This is a genomic window from Cupriavidus sp. CuC1, from assembly GCF_044627735.1.
Lineage (GTDB): Bacteria > Pseudomonadota > Gammaproteobacteria > Burkholderiales > Burkholderiaceae > Cupriavidus > Cupriavidus ulmosensis.
On record NZ_JBIUHC010000019.1, the window covers coordinates 62,158 to 82,510 of the forward strand.

The following is a 20,353-nucleotide window of genomic DNA, read 5'->3' on the forward strand; positions in this document are numbered from 1 at the left end:
GTGCGTTCCAGCCGTTCAGCCTGCGATATACAGCCCGCCATTGACGTGCAGCACCTCGCCGGTCACGAAGCTGGCCGCGTCGCTGCACAAAAAACCGATGGCGGTGGCGATCTCGCGCGGATGGCCGAGCCGCTTGAGCGGCGTCTGCTCGACGGAGTCTGCGCCGCGCTTCTGGATCAGGTCGGTGGTCATGGGGGTTTCGATCACGCCCGGCGATACTGCATTGACGCGGGTGCGCGGCCCGAGTTCCCGCGCCAGGCTGCGGGTGAGGCTGAGCAGGCCGCCCTTGGAGGCCGAATAGTGCGCATTGTAGTAAGCGCCCCGGTGCGCGGCCACCGAGGTGAGGTTGACGATGGCGCTCCCCTCACGCAGCGCGGGGATGGCGCGGCGCACAAGATAGAACACGCCGTCCAGATTGATGGACAGTGTCTGCCGCCATTGTGCGTCGCTCATCTCAGCCACCGGCTGGGCCTGGTACAAGCCCGCCGACGGCACCAGGAAATCGATGCCGCCGAAGCGGTCCTGCGCGAGCGCCACGGCGCGGGCGCAATCGTCGGGGTTGGCGGCGTCCATGCGCAGCGTGGCGGTGCGCTCGCCGCTCGGGTCCAGCTCCCGGGCAAAGCCGGAGAGGCCGGCTTCGTCGAGATCGGTCAGGACTAGGTTGGCGCCGTGCGCCAGGAACAGCTTGGCCGTTTCGCGCCCGATGCCGCCATTGGCGCCCGTCAGCAGCAGCGTGCGTTGATCGAAGTTGTACATGTTCTCTCCGGGAGTGTTCAGATATGCAACGCGCGCCCGTAGGCCGCGAGCACCGCTTCGTGCATGGCCTCGGACATGGTCGGGTGGGGCAGGATGGCGGACATCAAATCGGCTTCGGTTGTCTCCAGCGTCTGCGCGATGGCGTAGCCCTGGATCATCTCGGTGACTTCGTCGCCCACCATATGGGCGCCGAGCAGTTCGCCGCTGCCTTCGTCGAACACCACCTTCACCAGGCCGGCAGTGCTGCCCATGGCAATGGCCTTGCCGTTGCCGACGAAAGGAAACTTGCCGACCTTGACCTGATGGCCGCGCTCCCTGGCCTGTGCCTCGGTGAGCCCCACGCTCGCCACTTGCGGATGGCTGTAGGTGCAGGCCGGAATACGTGAGGCATCGAGCGCATGCGGTTGCAGCCCGGCGATCCGCTCCACGCAGATCACGCCTTCGTGGCTGGCTTTGTGCGCCAGCCAAGGCGGGCCCGCCACGTCGCCGATCGCGTACACGCCCGGCTCGCCGGTGCGGCCAAAGCCATCGGTCACGATATGCGTCTTCTCGACCTTGATGGCGGTCTTCTCAAGGCCGAGGTCTTCCACGTTGCCGACAATGCCCGCCGCCACCAGCACGACGTCGACGTCGACCTTCGCGCCACCGGACCTGCCGCCTTGCAGTGCGACGGACCAGCCCGACCCGTTGCGCTCGGCGCCCTGGATGCCGGTGCCCGTATGCAGCACGATGCCATCCCGGGTCAGGCTGCTCGCCACCTGCGCGGAGATGTCGGCATCCTCCACCGGCAGGATGCGCTCCGCCATTTCGATCACCGTCACCTCGACGCCCACCGCGTGATAGAAGCTGGCAAATTCGATGCCGATGGCGCCGGCGCCAACGATCAGCATGCGCTTTGGCACCCGTGGCGGCGCCAGCGCGTCGCGGTACGTCCAGACCGTCTTGCCGTCCGCCGGCAGCGCGGGCAACTGGCGGGCGCGCGCGCCGGTGGCCAGCAGGATGTGGGCCGACGATACGGTGCTCGTTTCGCCATCCGGCGCGGTGACTTCCAGCTTGCCCCTGCCGGCGAGCCTGCCGTGGCCGTTGAGCACGGTCACGCCGTTCTTCTTCATCAGGTGCGCGACGCCCTTGTTAAGCTGCGCGGCCACCGAGCGGGAGCGCGCCACCATGGCCGGCAGGTCGGCGGTGGGCGCCGCGGCGCGCACGCCAAAGGCAGCTGCATCCTTGACCAGCCGCAGCACATCGGCGGAGCGCAACAGCGCCTTGGTGGGAATGCAGCCCCAGTTCAGGCAGATGCCGCCCAGGTGCTCTTTCTCGACCAGCGCGGTCTTCATGCCGAGCTGCGAGGCGCGGATGGCGGCCACGTAGCCGCCCGGGCCGCCGCCGACGACGATCAGGTCAAATGAGGAGTTCGCCACGTCATGGTCCTTAGATCAGCATCGACAGGGGGTTTTCAAGCAGGCGCTTGAACGCGGCCAGCCATTGCGCGGCCAGCGCGCCGTCGATGGCGCGGTGGTCCACCGACAGCGTGCAGCGCATGACCTGACCGGCTTTCAGCTCGCCGTCTTCCACTACCGGCACGGCTTGCGTGGCGCCCACGGCAAGGATGGCGGCCTGGGGCGGATTGATGATGGCGGAGAACTCGGACACGCCGAACATGCCCAGGTTGCTCACGCTGAAGCTGCCGCCCTGGTACTCCTCGGGGCGCAGTTGCGAAGCGCGCGCACGCGTGGCAAGGTCGGCGATTTCGGCGCTGATGCACGACAGTGGCTTCTGGTCGGCCCCGCGCACGATGGGCGTAATCAGGCCGGCATCGGTGGAGACGGCTACCGCGATATCGGCCTGGCGGTAATGGCGCATCCCTGCGTCCGTCCAGCCGACATTCGCTGCCGGGACCTCGCGCAGGGCCACGGCCACGGCGCGCACGATGAAATCGTTGACGGAGATCTTGCGCGGCGCATTGGCGTTGATTTCCGCGCGCAGGGCCAGCAGCCGCTCCATGCGGCAATCCGCCGTGAGGTAGAAATGCGGGATGGTGGACTTGCTCTCGCTCAGGCGGCGCGCGATGGTGCGGCGCATATTGCTGTGCGGTACTTCGGTGAACGCCTCGGCGGCCTGCGCTTGCGGTGTGGATGGGCGTGCCACGGCAGGCGTGCTGGCGGCAGCCGGAGTAGCGACCGTGGCCGCTAGCTCGATATCGCGCTTGACGATGCGGCCATTGGGGCCGCTGCCGCGCAATGCCGCCAGGTCCAGCCCGCGCTGCGCCGCCAGGCGGCGCGCCAGCGGGCTGGCGAAGATGCGCGCGGCTTGCGGCCTGGCCGCCTTGGGAGCCACCACGGCTTCGCCAGCAGATGCCGCCTCAGCGTGCGGTGCTTGCACGCTGCCACCGGCCGCGGCGATCAGCGCATCGATATCCACGCTGGTTTCGCCATTGACCAGCAGCACGCCGATGGGCGCGCCCACTTCCACGTCCTGGCCCGCCGCGACCAGGCGGCGGCCGAGCACGCCGGCCGTGTCGGCATTGAGTTCGACCACGGCCTTGTCGGTCTCGATCTCGGCAATGCAGTCGCCCACGGCAATCGTATCGCCTTCGTTCTTGGTCCACGCTTGCAGCGTGGCCTGGGTGGCATTGGCGGCCACCTCGGGCATGCGTAGCAGGGTGGCCATGTCAGGCGGTCCTCGGTTGCAGGTCGGGGCGATAGGCTGCGATATCCGTGTACTGCACGATCTCGAGCACATTGCCTTCGGGATCGAGGCAGAACGCCAGGTAGGTGCCCGGGCGCACTTCGATGCGTTCCGGGCCGGTCAGGAATTCGACGTCGGCGGCGAGCAGCTTGTCGACCGCGGCCTGGATGTCGTCCACGATAAAGGTCAGGTAGGTGGCGTTGGCCTTGTCGAGAATGTACTCGGGCACGGGCGCTGCAGCCGGCGCTTGCACCGGGGCCAGCAGCTTGATGCGCTCGCCGTAGGGGGTCTGCAGGCGCACGGCGGTGTAGCCGCCCGCGTGCATCGCCGCCTGCACGGCGTTCGCGGCGGGCACGGCCACTTCGCTGACAAAGGCGAAACCCAGCACCTGCTCGTAGAAGCGGCGCATGCGCGGCAGGTCGCGCACGGCGATGCCGACCTCCAGGGGAACAATCATGTTCAGGGTCATTGGTTTTCCTTGGATTCGTTCAATTGGCTTGTCGGGTAAGCACCGGGCTTACGCCGCGCCCTTGTCGCGCATCACCTGGCGCAGGCCCTGCGCCACTTCCTCGGTGCGGGCGGCAGCGGCGCGCTCCAGCACCTTGGAGATGCTCGGCGCGGCTTCCGCGCCGGTCACGCGCTGCACGGGCTGGTCCAGCCAGTCGAAGCAGCGGCGCTGGATCTCGTCGGCCAGCCAGCCGCCATAAGAGGTGCCGCGCGCGCCTTGCTCCACGATCAACACGTTGTTGGTCTTCTTCACGCTGTCCTCGATGGTGTCCCAGTCGAGGCTGGCGCGGTCCAGCCAGCGCAGGTCGATCACCTCGGCGTCGATGCCGGTCTGCTCCACCGCTTCGAGCGAATGGCCGACCATCGACAGGTACGTAATGACAGTGACATCGTTGCCGTTGCGGCGCACCGCTGCCTTGCCGACCGGCAGGTGGTAGTCGAAGTCATCCACGGGACCCACGCCCGAGGCGTTGTACAGGTCCACGTGCTCGATCACCAGCACCGGGTCCTTGCAGGCCAGCGCGGTATTCATCAGGCCCACGTAGTCGAACGGCGTGGAGGGCGCCACGATGCGCCAGCCCGGGTTGGTGGCGAAGATGCCGGCCGGGTCCATCGAGTGCTGCGAGCCGTAGCCCGTGCCCATGGCCACCTTGGTGCGCAGCACCAGCGGCACATCGCTCTCGCCGCCGAACATATGGCGCGCCTTGCCGATCTGGTTGAAGACCTGGTCGGCAGCTACCCACATGAAGTCGGGATACATGAACTCCACCACCGGCTTGTAGCGACCATCCAGCGCCAGCCCGCCGCCCAGGCCCACGAACGCGTTCTCGCTGATCGGCGTGCCCAGCACGCGGTCGGGGAAGCTGTCGCGCAGGCCGCGCGTGGCGCCGTTGGTGCCGCCCTTGAGGCGGTGCACGTCCTCGCCCATCACCACCACGGACGCGTCCGTCTCCATGCGGCGGTGCATGACGTCCGCCACCACGTCGATGAACTTGCGCTTGTCCAGCTTGCCGGAGAAGCCGGCCTCGTCCTCGCAGCGCAGGCCTTGCAGCTCGCTCAGGTCGCCGCGGATGCCCACGTCGCGGAAGTCCGGGCTCGGCCACAGTTCAGGGCGGATGCGGCGCTTGCCGGCTTTGCCGGAAGGATCGGCCTCGGTCAGCGCGGCCATGGCGTCGCGCATGCCTTGCTTGATGCGCTCGCGTAGCGCGGCGATCTCCTCGGCACTGATCAGGCCGCGCTCCTGCATGCGGCGCGCCATCAGTTCGAGCGGATCGCGCGCGCGCCATTGCTGCTCTTCTTCCTTGGTGCGGTAGCCGAAGGCGCTGCCGGGGAAGGGGCCGTTCTGGTGGAAGAAGCGATACAGGTCCGCCTCGATCACGGTCGGCCCCTTGCCGGCGCGCATATGCGCCAGCGCTTCCTGCGTGGCCAGGTACACCGCCAGCGGGTCCATGCCATCGACCTTCCAGCTGGGGATGTTGAAGCCCATGCCGCGCGCGGACAGGCGTGGCTCGGCGGTGGACTCTTCCACCGTGGTGGACACGGCGTAGCGGTTGTTCTCGATAAAGAAGCACAGCGGCAGCTTCCACGCGGCGGCCAGGTTCATGGTCTCCAGCACCGAGCCGATATTGACCGCGCCGTCGCCGAAGTAGGTGATGGCGACCGCATCCGTGCCGGCATGCCGGTGCGACCACGCTGCGCCCGCGGCCATCGGCACGCCGCCGCCCACGATGGCGTTGGTGCCCAGCGCGCCGGCCTCGGCCCACTGCAAGTGCATGGAGCCGCCACGGCCTTTGCAATAGCCCTGCGCCAGCCCGAGGATTTCCGCGAGGGTGCGTTGCAGCAGGGTCTGCACATCCGCCGACAGCGGCGCGCGCGGATCGATGCCGTTGGGCGCGAGGTAGCCCAGCGCCTTGGAGATAAATTGATGGTGTCCGCGGTGCGAGCCATTGATCTGGTCGGCGCCGGTCAGCGGCACGATGGAGCCGGCCGCGCCGCCTTCCTGCCCGATGCTGGAATGCGCCGGGCCGTGGACCAGGCCTTCGGCGGCGAGTTCGAGCACGGCTTCCTCGAAGCCGCGGATCAGGTGCAGGTGGCTCAGCAGGGTGCCGAGCAGGGCCGGGTCCGCCTTGGCCCAGTCTTCATCGGTGGTGCGCAGTTCCACCCATTCGGCGGCGGGGCGCAGGGCGCTACGTTCAGACATTTGAGAATCCTTGATGACCGGTCGATGGTGTTTTCAATCGTGGTGGGTACTGCGTGCTCAGAATCCGTCGGCGGTCCAGCCGCCATCGGAGACCAGCGCATGGCCGGTGATGAACGCGGCCGAATCCGAAGCCAGGAAGAGGGCGACTTCCGCCATCTCGTCCGGCGCGCCGAAGCGGCGCAGCGGCGTGCGCGCCAGCAGCGCCTCGCCGTCGATGGCTTTGCTGGCCAGCAGCGTTTCCATCAGCGCGGTGCTGGTGTAGCCCGGGCAGACGGCGTTGACGCGGATGTTGTACTCGGCCCATTCCGCCGCCAGCGACTTGGTCAGCGAGACCACGCCCGCCTTGGCGGCGCAGTAGGCGAGGCGCCGGGCCGACGAGGCCAGGCCCCACATCGATGCGGTGCTCAGGATGGAGCCGCCGCCACGGCGCACCATGCGGCGCGCCGCCGCCTGCGTGCAGAAGAACACGCCGGAGAGGTCGATGTCGATGGCGCGGCGCCAGTCGTCGGGCGTCAGTTCCAGCGCGGGCTTGTTCATCGAGATGCCGGCGTTGTTGAGCAGGATGTCGATGCGGCCAAAGCGGGCCTCGGTGGCGGCGCAGGCTTGCTCCACGGCATCGGGATCGGTGATCGACGCCTTCACGATTTCGACTTCCACTTCCGGGTAGGCGGCTTCCAGCTCCGCCTTGGTGTCGGCGAGGCCCGCCGCATCCAGGTCCAGCAGCATCAGGCGGGCGCCATGCCGGGCAAAGCCATGCGCCATTGCGCGGCCGATGCCACTGGCGCCGCCGGTGTTGAGCACGACCTTGCCGGACAGGCCGGGGTAGCTGGCGCGCGCAAACGGTTGCGCGTTCGGGTATCCAATAGGCAAAGAGGTGCTCATACGGCTAACCAGTCCTTCAGAAGTTGGGTATTGGAAGTGAGTTGCTCGGGCGTGCCTTCAAAGACGATGCGGCCGTGGCCCATCACGCAGACGCGGCTCGATACCTTCAGCGCGATGGCGAGCTTCTGCTCCACCAGCACCACCGAGACGCCCCGGCGATGAATGTCCTGGATGGCCTCGCCGACCACCGCCACGATCTTGGGCGCGAGGCCTTCGGTGGGTTCGTCGATCAGGATCACCAGCGGGTTGCCCAGCAGCGAGCGGCACATCGTCAGCATCTGCTGCTCGCCGCCGGAGAGGCTGCCGGCCTTGGTGTTGCGGCGCTCCTTCAGGCGCGGGAAGTAGTCGAACATCTGCTCGAACGTCCATTGCGGCGCGCCTTCGGTAGCGCGCTGCTCGCCCATGCGCAGGTTTTCGTCCACCGTCAGGTTGGCGAAGACCTCGCGCTCTTCCGGCACGTAGGCGATGCCCTTGCGGCAGATCGCATACGATTGCGCGCCCGCCAGATCGCGCCCGCGCAGCCTGATATGGCCGGCGCTTGGCGGGACCAGGCCCATGATGGCCTTGAGCGTGGTGGAGCGGCCCGAGCCGTTGCGGCCCAGCAGGCTCACCACTTCGGCTTTGCCCACTTGGAAATCCACGCCATGCAGGATGTGGCTCTTGCCGTAGTGTGCATGCAGCCCTTGCACGCTCAGCAGTGGGTCGGCAATTTGCATGGACTGTGTGCTCATACGCTGACCTCCTCGCCCAGATAGGCTTCCTTGACGCGTGCGTTGTTGCGGATCTCGTCGGGCGTGCCGGTGGCGACGATTTCGCCGTAGACCAGCACGCTGATGCGGTCGCTGAGCGAGAACACCACGTCCATGTCGTGCTCCACGATCATCAGCGTGCGGCCCTGCGCGATCTCGCGGATCAGGCCCGCCGTGTAGTCGGTTTCTTCCTGCGACATGCCGGCCATGGGCTCGTCGAGCATGATGACCTTCGGGTCCGAGGCGAGCGTCATGGCGATTTCCAGCGAGCGCTGCTCCGAGTACGACAGCTCGCCGGCAATGGTTTGCGCGCGCTCGGCCAGCCGCACCTGCTCGAGCAGGTGCTGGGTTTCGTCGCGCACCACGCGCACCTTGTGGGCGAATTTCCACAGCGTGTATTGCAGGCCGTGGCGCCGCATCACGGCGAGGCGCAGGTTTTCGAAGACGGTGAGGCCCGCGAAGATATTGGTGATCTGGAATGAGCGCGCCAGGCCGCGATGGTTGATTCTCTGCGGCGACAGGCCCTGGATCGGCTCGCCGTTCAGCACGATCTCGCCTTTGGTCAGCGGCAGGCGCCCGGAGATCAGGTGGAACAGCGTGGACTTGCCGGCGCCGTTGGGGCCGATCAGCGCGTGCCGTTCGCCGGCCACGAGATCGAGGTCAACGCCGCGGATGATGTCGACGTCGCCGAAGGATTTGCGCAGTCCGCGCAGGGAGAGAATCGCTTGCGTGCTCATGCCGGGTTCCTCCGGACGTTGGTGGTGACGGCAGCGTTGGTGGCTTCTGCCGCCGGTGCCGCATCCTTCAGGCGCAGCCAGCGGCCATTGGCCAGGCGCGCCGCCGAGATCCCGGCCACCAGCAGTGCGGCGGGCACCAGCCAGGTCAGCGGCGAGATGGGATCCCAGTCGCGGCCGAACAGCGGTATCGGGGGCCAGCCGCCGCCGTTCAAGGCCGCCATGGAGCGGTAATCTTGCGAGAAGACGCGTTGCAGCATCTCCACCGTGAACACCGTGCTGCCCGCCAGCAGCAGCGTGCCGATGACGAATGCCAGCGCGATAGGCAGCAACGGACGCAGGCCATAGGTCTTGCTGTGCGTGGCGAAGGACTTGACCAGCCCGGCCAGGCCCGTCGGCATGAACATCATCACCAGCACGAAGACGATGCCCTGGTACAGCAGCCACGAACGCGTCAGGTCGGACACGGCATAGCCGAAGAAGGTCATCACCGCCGCGCCCAGGGCGGGACCGAGGAAGGTCTTCACGCCGCCGATATAGCTGTTGAGCACCACCGCCGCGGAGGCCGAGGACTCGAACACCACATAGTTGGCCGCTTCCATGTTGAGCGCCTGCAGCGCGCCCGCGATGCCGGCGAACATGGCCGAGACGGCGAACACCAGCACGCCGAGGCGGTGCGTGTCATAGCCGAGAAAACGCAGGCGGTTGGCGTTCTCGCGCAGGCCCAGGGTCAGGCGGCCCACCGGGGTCAGCGTGAACAGATACAGCAGGGCGAGCGACAGCAGCACCCAGAACAAGGTCAGGTAGTACACCTGGTTGCTGTCGCCGAAGCTCAGGCCCCACGCCGGCATGCGCATGGTGGACAAGCCCGCCTCGCCGCCAAACCAGCCCTTGAGGTGCGGCGCCAGCGAGTGCAGCAGTTCGGCCAGCGCCAGCGTGATCATGGCGAAGTAGACGCCGGTGCGCTTGGTGGCGAACCAGCCGGCGGCAAGGCCGGCGACGAGGCCCAGGGCGGCGCCGGCCAGCGGCAGCAGCGGCGTGGGCAGCAGGCCGTTGCCGCCGAAGGCGTTCATCGCGTGCACGGTGGCAAAGCTGCCGATGCCGAAGTACGCCGCATGGCCGAACGACAGCATGCCGCCCTGGCCGCTGAGCAGGTTGAACGAGGCCGCGAACAGCACCGCGATCAGCATCTGGATCGATGCATTGACCAGCGATTGCGACAGCACCAGCGGCAATCCCAGCAGCGCGCCTACGCCGAGCAGCAGCAAGGTCTTTTGCGTGTTGGAGAGGTTAGTCATGGTTACTCCTTCTCGCCCATCAAGCCTGAGGGGCGGACCAGCAAGATCAACAGCATCAGCGCGAACGGGATCGTCCCGGCCAGGCTGGACAGCTTCAGGGTCAGCAGCCCGCCCACTTCCTCGGCCCAGGCGCGCGCGCCGAACACGGCCAGCAAGTCTGCAAGGCTGCGGTCGATGCCGACCGAGAACGCGGTAATCAGGCCGATCAGCAGCGAGGCAAGCATGGCGCCCTCCAGCGAGCCCAGGCCGCCCACCACCACCACCACGAAGACCATCACGCCAAGCTCGAGCGCCATGTTCGGGTTGGTGGTGTAGAACGCGCCTGCCACCGCGCCGGCCAGACCCGCCAGCGCCGCGCCGATGCCGAACACGCCCATGAAGACCAGCGGCACGTTGTGGCCCAGCGCCTCGGCCATGCGCGGCTTGTAGATGGCCGAGCGCACCACGATGCCGACCCGGGTGCGCGTGAGCAGCAGGTAGATCACGGCGAACATGGCAACCGCGACGCCGCCCATGAACACGCGATAGAAGGGATACGAGGACACGCCCAGGTGGAAGGCCGCGAAGTCCAGCGACGCCGGGATGCGGTAGTCCACCGGGAAATTGCCGAAGAACAGCTTGATCAGCTCGGCGATGATGAAAGACAGGCCAAAGGTCAGCAGCAGCTCGTGCGCGTGGCCGTGACGATGGACGCGGCGCAGGAAGAAGCGCTCCACCGCCACGCCGGCCAGCCCGACCAGGATCGGTGAGACCACGATGGCCGGCCAGAAGCCGATGGTGCCTTGCAGCGTGTAGGCAAAGTAGGCGCCCAGCATGTAGAACGACGCGTGGGCAAAGTTGAGCACGCCCATCATGCCGAAGATGAGGGTCAGGCCAGCGGAGACCATGAACAGCAGCAGGCCGTAGATGGCGCCGTTAAGCAGTGAGACGATGAGGTATTCCATGAAGGCTTCCTTGGAACGAGCCTGCGCGGCGATATGGCGCGCGGCCCGCCGGGGCGTGGCCGCGCTTGCCAGGTTCGCGCTGGCGTGGCGAGGACCTGGCTGGTATTGCTACGGCAATGGCAGGGGGGTCAGCCGGGGCGCTGCATGCTGCAACTGGCCTGGGCCGGGGTGGCGGCCTCGGCGGCGGAGAAGGTCTTGACCGGCTTGAAGCCCATGTCGGTGCCGTCGACCTTGAACCTGGCATCCTTGGCGACGACGGACACCACCATCGGCAGCAGTACCTGGTGATCGGCGGCGCGCATGCTCATCTCGCCCAGCGGCGACTTGACCTTGGCGTTTTCGAGCGCCTTGGCCAGTGCGCTGGTGTTGAGCTTGCCGCCTTCCGGCTTCACGGTCTTCAGCGCCTCGCCCAGCATCGCGACGGCGAATACCGTCTGCGGCTCGATGTAGGCGGGCATATGGCCCTGCCTGGCCTTGAAGTCGTTGGCGAAGCGCTCACTTTCCGCGCCGCCCGCCTCGGCATTGAAGGGGTGGGCGACATAGTGGCCGAGCGCCACGTCCGCGGCGTTGCCGATATTGCCCGGCTGGTCCAGGAACACGGTGGCGAAACGGGTCTTCAGGCCGGCCGCCTTGCTGGCCTTCATCAACAGGAGCAGGTCGTTGGACCAGTTGCCGGTGATCACGCTGTCCGCCTTGGCCGCGGCGATCTTGGCCACGTAGGGCGAGAAGTCCTGCACCTTGTTCACGTCATGCAGCGTCTTTTCCACCACCGTGTAGCCGCCGGTGCCGGCGTAGTCGCCAATCGCCTTTTCCATGTCGACGCCCCAGGAGTAGTTCTGGTTGATCGAGTACGCGCGGGTGCCCAGCGCATGGAGCGGCTTCATCGCGCCGACCAGTGCCTTGACGCGGATCTGCGCATTGGTGGCGAACTTGAAATGGTAGAAGTGGCACTTCTCGCCGGTCAGCTCCATGGCTTCGCCGCCGACGTTCATGAAGAGGATTTCCTTGCCTGGGTTGCGCAGGTTGAATTTGCGCACGTCCTCGGTGATCTGGCCGGACACGGCGGACGACGAGCCCTGCATGACGATCTGGGCGCCATCGGCAACGGCCGCCTTCAGCTTGTCTGCCGCGCCTGCCGGGCCACCCTGGTTGTCGTACTCGACCAGCTGGAGCGGCTGGCCGTTCCAGCCGCCGGTGGCGTTGATCTTGTCGATTGCATAGCGCGCCGCCGCGCGGAACATCAGGCCGGTGGATGCCTGCGGGCCAGACAGCGTCTCGACCAGCGCAATCTTTACCGGCGCCGCCGATGCCGTGCCGGCCAGCACGGAGAGTGCCGCGGCTGCGAACAAGGGACGGGTAATGCGGCTACCGCTCATGGGTGTCTCCTGGCTGTTGTTTGGATTCATCTGGCGGGCGCCGAACTGGCCCGTCATAGTGGTCTGACCTGTGGTTAAAGTGGTCTGACAGGTTTACTATAGGGAGACGAACAGCGATCGTCAACGGCGACTTGCGCGCCATGAGGGTTTCTACCGAGAGCCCGATCGGACGTGTATCCGCGTATCGGAATGAGGGGCTTATACCCTTGTGGGGATTGGCTTACGGACGAATAACGGGAGTCGGCCCCGTCTCGTGCTGGTACATTCCACACGTTTCATGCGCGCTCAGACGTGCTACATTGACCTGTAAGACCACTTTTCAGATCGAGCGCCAGCCGGAGGCTGTCTGGCGCCAGGGAGCCAGTATTGAACAAGACAGTGCCCGGTGCCGCGGCGCCGCCGCCCACGCCGCGCCCGGAGGGAACCATGTTCCATCCCGAGCCCAAACACCTGCCGGACGAGATCGCCAGGCGCCTGATCCAGTCGATCCAGACGGGCGAGTTCGCGGTCGGCGACCGCCTGCCCAGCGAGCGCCTGCTGTGCGAGCAGTTCTCGGTCAGCCGCGCGGTCGTGCGCGAGGCCCTGTCGCAGCTCAAGTCGGAGGGATTGGTTGCGCCCAAGGCGGGCAGCGGCGTGTTCGTGACCGAGCGCAGCCAGCGCCAGGCGTTTCGCATGCAGGATGTGGCCATCGACGAGAAAGACTCGCTGGCCATGGTGATGGAGTTGCTGGTAACGATCGAAGTGGCGGCCACCCGGTTCGCGGCCATGCGCCGCACGCCGGATGACCTCAAGCGGATCCGGCGCGCATTGATCGGCATGGAGTACGAGATCGCCAACGACAGGCTGGGCGATGAAGAGGACTTCGCCTTTCACCAGGCCATTGTCGAGGCCACCCACAATCCGCACTTCCAGGCGTTGAGCGAACACCTGGAGCACGGCGCGCGGCGCGTGATCCGGCAGGCGAGGAGCAATACCAAGAGTCATCACGCGGACATGGTCGAGGCCGTGCAGGACGAGCACAAGACCATCTACGACGCGATCGCGGCGGGCGATCCCGAGCGCGCGGCGCAGGCAGCGGAAACCCATCTGCGCAACGCCGCCAAGCGGCTGAACATGTACCTGAAGGGGTGACCGGCTGCTGCCGATTTGCAGCCTGCTCTCTTGCCCCGTCCCGGCTTACCTGACTTACCTGACTTACCGGAGTTACTCCAGCCCGGCCAGGCCCGGCTGGAAGCACTGGCTCAACCGCTCGCCGTTGCCGAGCACAACGGTCACTTCCACCCCCAATGCCATAGCCTGGCAGGCCGCGCGGCTGTTGCCGGAGAGCGACACGCTGGCGCCCCGCGGGCAAACGCACACGGCACGCCCCTGGCCCTCGGTATCGACCGTGACCGCGCCGTAGCCGGCCCGCATCGACAGGCCGCAAGCCTGGCGCCAGGTCCATGCGGACGGGGGAAGGGACGCGGTGATGTCGGTGCCGTCGGCCCGCAGCACCGCGGCGGTGGCGGTGACCCGGGTCGCGCCGGGTGTCAGCGGCGTGTCGGCGTAGGTGAGTTGCAGGCGGAAGGCGCAGTCCGGCGCCTGGCTGGCGAGGGTGTTGCGCGACATGGAAGGGTGGCGCAAGGTGAGTGCTACCTCACCTTGCGCCCCGCTCCAGACCTTGCGCAGCGTGTCGGCGCACGCTTCAAGCACCGCGATGAGCAGGCCGCCCGGTCGTTGCCTGGCTGGTCTGCCGCCGCGGCCAGGCGCGGCATGGCCCGATAGTGACCCTGAGTGCATCGGTGGCACGATTTCCCCGTATCCATTTGTCAGTCCACTCTACAAACCGAGGGGAGATCGCGCATCACCCAATCATGGGATGCCGGGGGTTTTTCTCAAGTCTGGCGCGGGATTTCACGTGGGCGGGGATGTGCCTGCCAGTTCACCGACGCGCCTGACCACCTCGGCCAGCAGCGCCGAACTGTCGTCGCTGCGATAGCTCATCATCACCGGCGAGGTAAAGCCGGGTGCGTCAATCGGCATGTAGGCCACGTCGTCCCGGTGCAGGCGCTGCACCGATGCCGGCACCAGGCAGATGCCAAGTCCGGCAGCCACGAGGCCGATGGCGGTCTGCAGCTCATTGGCTTCCTGCGCCACGCGCAGCTGCAGGCCCTGGGTGCGAAACAGCGCCAGCACATGGTCGGCATAGCTGGGGCGGGGCCGCGCCGGATAGAGCACGAAGGGGTGGGCGGCCAGTTGCGCCGGCGTCATGGGCGGGCCCTTCAGCGCCGCGTGGCCACTGGGCACGGCGGCCACCAGCGTCTCGGCCATGACCACCGTGCGGGTGATGGCCGGGTCGTCCAGCACGATGCGGCCGAAGCCGACATCGATGCGGCCGGCCTTCAGCGCTTCCATCTGCTGCACGGTGGTGAGCTCCGACAAGCCCACCTCCAGCGCCGCGTCGGAGCCGCGCACCTGGCGGATCAGCTCGGGCAGGAAGCCGTAGAGCACCGACGGCACGAAGCCAATGCCAAACCAGCGCTTTTCATTGCGGCCGATGCGCCGCGTGCCTTCCACGATCTCGTCGATGCGCTGGTTCAGCTGCAGCGATTGCTCCAGCAGGAAGCGGCCGGCCTCGGTCAGCCGCACCGTGCGCGAGGAACGGTCCAGCAGCACGGTGCCAAGCTCGTCCTCCAGCTGGCGGACCTGGCGCGACAGCGGCGGCTGGGCGATATGCAGGCGCTCTGCCGCGCGGGTGAAGTTGAGTTCTGCCGCGACCGCCTGGAAATAGCGTAGGTGACGAAGCTCCATGACGTCCGTCCTTTCATACTTCAAAGGTATTGATCGGGACATACTCGGTCTTGGACACCCTGGATGTCAAGCCACATACTCCCTCTCAACGTATTCCATACTTGGCAGATACCCAGCATGAAAGCAACCGTCACCTCCGTCGAAGCCATCCTGGTCGACCTGCCCACCATCCGGGCACACCAGCTTGCCATGACCACCATGCAGCGTCAGACCCTGGTGATCGTGCGGCTGCGTTGCAGCGACGGCATCGAGGGGATTGGCGAAGCTACCACCATCGGCGGCCTGAGCTACGGCGACGAAAGCCCCGAGGGCATCAAGCTGACCATCGATACCTACCTGGCGCCCGCGCTGGCCGGCCTCGACGCGTGCAATATCCACGCCGCCATGCAGCGTCTGGCTTCGGTGGCGCGCGGCAACCGCTTTGCCAAGTCGGCGCTGGAGTCCGCGCTGCTCGACGCGCAGGGCAAGCGCCTGGGCCTGCCGCTGTCCGAACTGCTGGGCGGCGCGGTGCGGCCGAACCTGGCCTGCCTGTGGACGCTCGCCAGCGGCGACACCGGCCGCGATATCGAAGAGGCCGAATCCCTGCTCGCCGCACGCCGCCACAATACCTTCAAGCTCAAGATCGGCCGGCGCAGCGTGCGCGACGACGTGGCCCATGTCTCCGCCATCAAGCGCGCGCTGGGCGACCGTGCCCGCGTGACGGTGGACGTCAACCAGGCCTGGAACGAAGCCGATGCCGCCACCGGCATTGCCATGCTGGAAGCCGCCGGCATCGACCTCATCGAGCAGCCGGTGCCGCGCGAGCAGCGTGGTGCGCTGGCCCGGCTGGCGGCGCGTTTCGTCGTGCCGGTGATGGCCGACGAGTCCGTGTGCGGTCCCGAGGACGCGATGGAGCTGGCGCGTATCGCCGGTGCGGACGTGTTCGCGCTGAAGATCTCCAAGTCGGGCGGCATCTTCGAGATGCTGCGCACCGCGGCGGTAGGCGACGCTGCCGGCATCGCGCTGTACGGCGGCACCATGCTGGAAGGCAGCGTGGGCACCATTGCCGCCGCCCACGGCTTTGCCACGCTGCCGCGGCTGGCCTGGGGCACCGAGCTGTTCGGCCCGCTGCTTCTCAAGGATGATGTGGTCACGGCGCGCCCCGAGTACCGTGACTTTGCCTTGCACCTGCCGGTTGGCCCGGGGCTTGGCCTGACGCTGGACGAAGACAAGCTGGCCCACTACCGCCGCGCCGCCTGAGGCGCGCCCGGGCCGGCCTGGACCCAAGATTAACCCGAGGAATCAAGCATGTTGTTTCTGGTGAGAATGGACGTAAAGATGCCCGCGGACATGCCGGCCGCGCAGGCCGACGAGATCAAGGCGCGCGAGAAGGCGTACTCGCAGGACCTGCAGCGCCAGGGCAAGTGGCCGCACCTGTGGCGCGTGGTGGGCGAATACGCCAACTACAGCGTGTTCGACGTGGAGTCCAACGACGAACTGCACACCATGCTCTCCAGCTTGCCGCTGTTCCCGTACATGGAGATCCATGTCACGCCGCTGGCCAGGCACCCGTCGTCGATCAAGTAAGCCGGCCGACCCGCCGATACCTGAATACCTGAATACCTGAATACCGCCGCGGCCCCCGATTGCCGCGTTCCAACTCCAACACCAACTCCGAATCCAACTGGAGGAGACTTTGATGCGCTTGCCATTCCTGCGCGCGTGGGCCGCCTGCGCCTGTGCGCTGGCCACCCTGGCCGTGCTGCCGTCCGCCCACGCCGACACCTATCCCGATCACCCGATCCGCTGGGTCGTGCCGTTCCCCGCGGGCGGCGCGATGGACAATATCGCCCGCACGCTGGGCGAGGAAATGTCGCGCAGCCTGGGCCAGTCCATCGTGGTGGAAAACCGCCCCGGCGCCGGCGGCAATATCGGCGCCGAGATGGTGGCGCGTTCGCCCGCGGATGGCTACACGCTGATCATCGTAGCCAACGGCATGGCGGTGAACCCCGCGCTGTACGGCCGGCTCAGCTACGACCCGGTGAAGGATTTCGCGCCGGTCTCGCTGCTGGCGGTGGTGCCTAACGTGCTGGTCACCAGCAAGGCCAAGAAGCTGCCCGCCACGGTGCCCGACCTGATCGTCGCGGCGCGCGCCACGCCGGACAAGTACACCTATGCCTCTGCCGGCAACGGCACCTCGATCCACCTGGCCGGCGAGCTGTTCACCTCGCTCACCGGGGTCAAGATGCTGCACGTGCCCTACAAGGGCAGCGGCCCGGCCATGACGGACCTGCTGGGCGGCCAGGTCGACTATATGTTCGACAGCATCACCTCGGCCAAGCCGCATATCGATTCCGGCAAGCTCACGCCCATCGCGGTGACCACCGCCAAGCGTTCCTCGACGCTGCCGAATGTGCCGACCCTGGCCGAAGCCGGCGTCAAGGGCTATGACCTGTCGCCTTGGTTCGCCGCGTTCGTGCCCGCCAAGACGCCGCCCGCCGTGGTCGCGCGCCTGAACCAAGCCATGGTGGACGCGCTGGCCAAGCCGTCGGTGCGCACCCGCCTGGCCGCCATCGGCGCCGAGCCGATCGGCAGCACGCCCGCGCAACTGGGCAAGCACCTCGCTGCTGAAACCGACAAATGGGGCAAGCTGATCCGCGAACGCGGCATCCGCGCTGACTGAGAACACCATGGCCACCGTATTCCACCAAGGCATCGCGCTGCACTATGAGATCGCGGGGGCGCCGGACGCGCCCGTGCTGGTCCTGTCCAACTCGCTGGGCACCGACCTGCAGATGTGGGCGCCGCAGATCGATAGCCTGCTGTCGCGCTTTCGCGTGCTGCGCTACGACACCCGCGGCCACGGCGGCTCGGGCCTGCCGGCCCCGCTATCGGCTTCGGTTTCGGCGCAATTCGGGTTTGCCGAACTCGGGCAGGACGTGCTGGCCATCATGGATCACGCCGGCATCCAGCGCGCGCACTTTTGCGGGCTGTCGATGGGCGGCATGACCGGCATGTGGCTGGCGGCCAGCCACCCCGAGCGGTTCGATCGCTTCGTGCTGGCCAATACCGCCGCCCTGATCGGCCCGGCCAGCGCCTGGGACACGCGCATCCAGACGGTACGCAGCCAGGGCATGGCCGCCATCGTCGATGCCGTGCTGGCGCGCTGGTTCAGCGCCGCCTGGCTGGCCGGCGACGCGGCGCGCATCGCGCCGGTGCGCCAGATGCTGCTGGACGCATCGCCCCAAGGTTACACGGCCAACTGCGCTGCCGTGCGCGACGCCGACCTGCGCGCGCTGCTGCCGCGCATCTCCTGCCCGGTGCTGGTGATTGCCGGCACGCACGACCTGGCCACCACGCCGGCGCAAGGCCGCGAAGTGGCGCAAGGGATTGCCGGGGCGCGCTATGTGGAGCTGGATGGGGCTCACTTGTCGAACTGGGAGCAGCCGGAGGGGTTTGCGCAAGCGGTTTGCGGGTTTTTGGCAGGCTGAGGCCTGCCGGACGCCGTTCACGCAGTCGCGCGTCGATTGCAACGCCGATAGCATGACAGCCGGGTCTAGGACTGGCCACTCAACTATCTCCTCCCGCTACCCTGGCAGGATGTGTGCTGGGCAAAATCTGCTATGGTTTTGCCAACGCATCAGGGGGATATGAGCATGGCCGAACTTGTGGTTCGCGGTGTTGACGAATTGCTGGTGCACAAACTGCGCGAGCGGGCTGCTGCAAATGGGCGAAGCGAAGAGGCGGAACACCGCGAGATTCTCATTCAGGCGCTGAGACAAACAACGCGAAATAGTTTGGCCGAAGTACTTGCGAGCATGCCGGACGTTGGTGAGGATGCCGATTTCGCGCGCTGCACTTGAGCCGACTAGCTGAAGACATTGTGGCGAAGTGACGTCGGCGAGGGCCAAGGCGGACCTGACGCGGTGGCCCTCGTTTTCACTACTTCACCGCCCCGAACCGGATATCCCCATACCAGGCGCGCGCGTTCCCGCCCGTGTTGTCGGTATCGGTGAGCAGGCCGTAGGCGGTCAGCTTGCCGGGCTTTTCCTTGAAGGCATGCTCGAAGTCCTGCTCCACGTTGCGGCTCAACGTGAGCCACTTGCCGGTGGCGTCGGACCCGCCTGACACCACGATCATCTTGACCCGCGAGGTGTGGGGGTTGTCGATGACCGTGCCGACCGGCGCGGTATTGGACCAGATGTACATGAGCGTGGCATAGGGCAGCTCCTCGCCCGCCAGCGCCTTGGCCAGCTTCATGGCGGTGCGCTCGCCCAGCGATAGCTTGTCCGTATCCCCATCGAACACGAACACCAGGCGCGCCGGCGCGTCTTCCTTGGCGGCGACGCTGTTGTCGGCTTCGTCGATCGGGTGTTCCACCTTCCAGCGCCAGCTGACCTGCGGGGTCGCCTCCAGGTTCAGGTTGTTGCCCTTGTGCATCAGCGCGGAGGCGGAGGCGGGCGCGTCGGCTTCCAGCACCGTGGCGTGGTCGTCCGCCACCAGGCTGTAGTGGGTCAACGTCTTGCCGTGCGCCACCGGCAGGTTCTTCCATCCGGCCGGCAACGGGCCGCCGGGCGTGCCGGCGGAGAAGGCGGCGCCGGGGGCGGCGGCTGCCGGCGCCGATGCTGCCGATGCCTGCGCCGCGGCCGGCGCAGCGTGCGCCAGCAGCAGGCCGCAGGCCAGCAGGCCGGCCAGCGCGTGCGCGCGAGGCGCCATCTTGCGGGTGGAATGCGTCAAAGCCAGTTGGGAGGTCATGATCGATTGCCCGATGGTCGCCGTCATTGTTTTTATTGTTTCCATTGTAGGCAGCGGCCCGGGCCTTTGTGCGCGCGGCGTGTTGCCGTTCGCGGCAGCGCCAGCCTAGGGCACGGCCTGGGGGCCTGGCGCGCCGGGGCTGCTGGCCGCGCCGGACGGCACGTTGCCGAAAATCTCGGCGTAGTAGCGGTAGCCCGCGTCCAGATGCTTGCCGAAGGCGAAGCCCTGGGCCAGCATCGCGTCGAATTCGGCGCGGGCGATCTGCATCACGTAGCTATGCCCGGTCGCCACCAGGCGGCAGGTACCGCTGGCCTGGCGCGCGCTGAACCACTTGCCCGGATCGGCATGGCCGGCGGGGTAGGCCCGGCCGTCGTGTTCGAGTTGCCAGCCGCCGTCGAGCAGCACCCAGGCATCGGCGGCGGCGGCGCCTGCGCATTGGGTGATGACGGTGCCCGGCTCCACCTCCCATTCGCGCGAATGATCGATGGTCCAGCGTAGCTGCGCGGTGCTCAGGCCGGTGAAGAACGGGGTCTTCTTCAGCAGGTAAAGATAGGTCTTAGAGGCTTTCATGGGTTTGCCCTGGCTGATGGCGGCGTCGCCTTGCCGCGGCGGTTGCGCTTCGCAAGCGGGGAGCAAGGCCGGCAGCATTGCGGCGCACGCAAGTTGGATCCATCGTTTCATCGTCGTTCCTGACGGTG

21 protein-coding genes are annotated in these 20,353 nt (G+C 67.1%); 6 read left to right on the top strand and 15 right to left on the bottom strand.

Translation table 11 applies throughout. The annotated features are described in order from the left end of the window. Positions 1 to 15: 15 nt before the first annotated feature. The 11 genes from ACGLHR_RS11045 to ACGLHR_RS11095 all read right to left on the bottom strand — a co-directional run bounded on the left by ACGLHR_RS11045 (position 16) and on the right by ACGLHR_RS11095 (position 12,131). The gene (locus ACGLHR_RS11045; RefSeq protein WP_400093792.1) at positions 16 to 756 is read right to left on the bottom strand and encodes an SDR family NAD(P)-dependent oxidoreductase; all 741 of its coding nucleotides are present in this window, start codon (positions 754 to 756) and stop codon (positions 16 to 18) included. 17 nt (positions 757 to 773) lie between these two features. Next, the gene (gene lpdA, locus ACGLHR_RS11050; protein ID WP_400093793.1) at positions 774 to 2,174 is read right to left on the bottom strand and encodes a dihydrolipoyl dehydrogenase; all 1,401 of its coding nucleotides are present in this window, start codon (positions 2,172 to 2,174) and stop codon (positions 774 to 776) included. Positions 2,175 to 2,184: 10 nt separating this feature from the next. Continuing rightward, positions 2,185 to 3,423, bottom strand: a complete 1,239-nt coding sequence (locus tag ACGLHR_RS11055) for a pyruvate dehydrogenase complex dihydrolipoamide acetyltransferase (protein WP_400093794.1) — start codon at positions 3,421 to 3,423, stop codon at positions 2,185 to 2,187. A gap of 1 nt (position 3,424) precedes the next feature. Further along, the gene (locus ACGLHR_RS11060; protein ID WP_400093795.1) at positions 3,425 to 3,910 is read right to left on the bottom strand and encodes a VOC family protein; all 486 of its coding nucleotides are present in this window, start codon (positions 3,908 to 3,910) and stop codon (positions 3,425 to 3,427) included. Positions 3,911 to 3,958: 48 nt separating this feature from the next. Next, positions 3,959 to 6,148, bottom strand: coding sequence for a thiamine pyrophosphate-dependent enzyme (locus ACGLHR_RS11065; RefSeq protein WP_400093796.1), 2,190 nt, complete (start codon positions 6,146 to 6,148; stop codon positions 3,959 to 3,961). Between the two features lie 57 nt (positions 6,149 to 6,205). Beyond that, on the bottom strand, positions 6,206 to 7,030 hold the full coding sequence (locus tag ACGLHR_RS11070; RefSeq protein WP_400093797.1) for an SDR family NAD(P)-dependent oxidoreductase: 825 nt from the start codon (positions 7,028 to 7,030) through the stop codon (positions 6,206 to 6,208). Beyond that, positions 7,027 to 7,746 (bottom strand): ABC transporter ATP-binding protein, encoded by a 720-nt coding sequence (locus tag ACGLHR_RS11075; RefSeq protein WP_400093823.1) that lies wholly within the window; start codon positions 7,744 to 7,746, stop codon positions 7,027 to 7,029. Before ACGLHR_RS11075 ends, ACGLHR_RS11070 begins: the two co-directional genes overlap by 4 nt. Before the next feature lie 11 nt (positions 7,747 to 7,757). Next, a complete protein-coding gene (locus ACGLHR_RS11080) occupies positions 7,758 to 8,516 on the bottom strand; it encodes an ABC transporter ATP-binding protein (RefSeq protein ID WP_400093799.1) in 759 nt (252 codons plus the stop codon). Beyond that, positions 8,513 to 9,811, bottom strand: coding sequence for a branched-chain amino acid ABC transporter permease (locus ACGLHR_RS11085; RefSeq protein WP_400093800.1), 1,299 nt, complete (start codon positions 9,809 to 9,811; stop codon positions 8,513 to 8,515). The genes ACGLHR_RS11080 and ACGLHR_RS11085 overlap by 4 nt, the downstream gene beginning before the upstream one ends. Before the next feature lie 2 nt (positions 9,812 to 9,813). Further along, positions 9,814 to 10,755 (bottom strand): branched-chain amino acid ABC transporter permease, encoded by a 942-nt coding sequence (locus ACGLHR_RS11090; protein ID WP_400093802.1) that lies wholly within the window; start codon positions 10,753 to 10,755, stop codon positions 9,814 to 9,816. A 128-nt stretch (positions 10,756 to 10,883) separates the two neighbouring features. Further along, positions 10,884 to 12,131, bottom strand: a complete 1,248-nt coding sequence (locus tag ACGLHR_RS11095; protein WP_318235703.1) for a branched-chain amino acid ABC transporter substrate-binding protein — start codon at positions 12,129 to 12,131, stop codon at positions 10,884 to 10,886. 426 nt (positions 12,132 to 12,557) lie between these two features. Between ACGLHR_RS11095 and ACGLHR_RS11100 the strand changes: the two genes are divergently transcribed. Next, the gene (locus ACGLHR_RS11100) at positions 12,558 to 13,262 is read left to right on the top strand and encodes a FadR/GntR family transcriptional regulator (RefSeq protein WP_318235716.1); all 705 of its coding nucleotides are present in this window, start codon (positions 12,558 to 12,560) and stop codon (positions 13,260 to 13,262) included. 72 nt (positions 13,263 to 13,334) lie between these two features. Here the strand turns inward: ACGLHR_RS11100 and ACGLHR_RS11105 are convergent, their stop codons facing one another. Then, positions 13,335 to 13,910 carry a hypothetical protein gene (locus ACGLHR_RS11105; protein ID WP_400093804.1) on the bottom strand — a complete coding sequence of 192 codons (576 nt, stop codon included), beginning with the start codon at positions 13,908 to 13,910 and terminating at the stop codon, positions 13,335 to 13,337. Between the two features lie 114 nt (positions 13,911 to 14,024). Continuing rightward, on the bottom strand, positions 14,025 to 14,921 hold the full coding sequence (locus ACGLHR_RS11110) for a LysR family transcriptional regulator (protein ID WP_400093806.1): 897 nt from the start codon (positions 14,919 to 14,921) through the stop codon (positions 14,025 to 14,027). Between the two features lie 117 nt (positions 14,922 to 15,038). Here ACGLHR_RS11110 and ACGLHR_RS11115 point away from each other — a divergent pair, with 117 nt between their 5' ends. The 5 genes from ACGLHR_RS11115 to ACGLHR_RS11135 all read left to right on the top strand — a co-directional run bounded on the left by ACGLHR_RS11115 (position 15,039) and on the right by ACGLHR_RS11135 (position 18,763). Further along, entirely contained in the window at positions 15,039 to 16,160 is a 1,122-nt protein-coding gene (locus ACGLHR_RS11115; RefSeq protein ID WP_318235706.1) for a muconate/chloromuconate family cycloisomerase, read from the top strand. A 48-nt stretch (positions 16,161 to 16,208) separates the two neighbouring features. After that, positions 16,209 to 16,487, top strand: a complete 279-nt coding sequence (catC, locus tag ACGLHR_RS11120; protein WP_318235707.1) for a muconolactone Delta-isomerase — start codon at positions 16,209 to 16,211, stop codon at positions 16,485 to 16,487. 112 nt (positions 16,488 to 16,599) lie between these two features. Further along, entirely contained in the window at positions 16,600 to 17,583 is a 984-nt protein-coding gene (locus ACGLHR_RS11125; RefSeq protein ID WP_400093807.1) for a tripartite tricarboxylate transporter substrate binding protein, read from the top strand. Positions 17,584 to 17,590: 7 nt separating this feature from the next. Next, entirely contained in the window at positions 17,591 to 18,391 is an 801-nt protein-coding gene (gene pcaD / locus ACGLHR_RS11130) for a 3-oxoadipate enol-lactonase (protein WP_400093809.1), read from the top strand. A 165-nt stretch (positions 18,392 to 18,556) separates the two neighbouring features. Beyond that, positions 18,557 to 18,763 (top strand): FitA-like ribbon-helix-helix domain-containing protein, encoded by a 207-nt coding sequence (locus tag ACGLHR_RS11135; protein ID WP_400093810.1) that lies wholly within the window; start codon positions 18,557 to 18,559, stop codon positions 18,761 to 18,763. Positions 18,764 to 18,842: 79 nt separating this feature from the next. Here ACGLHR_RS11135 and ACGLHR_RS11140 read toward each other — a convergent pair whose 3' ends face one another. Further along, complete coding sequence (locus ACGLHR_RS11140; RefSeq protein ID WP_400093811.1) at positions 18,843 to 19,682, bottom strand: DUF3047 domain-containing protein; 840 nt, start codon at positions 19,680 to 19,682, stop codon at positions 18,843 to 18,845. 78 nt (positions 19,683 to 19,760) lie between these two features. Beyond that, complete coding sequence (locus tag ACGLHR_RS11145; RefSeq protein ID WP_400093812.1) at positions 19,761 to 20,336, bottom strand: hypothetical protein; 576 nt, start codon at positions 20,334 to 20,336, stop codon at positions 19,761 to 19,763. Between the last annotated feature and the right edge of the window lie 17 nt (positions 20,337 to 20,353).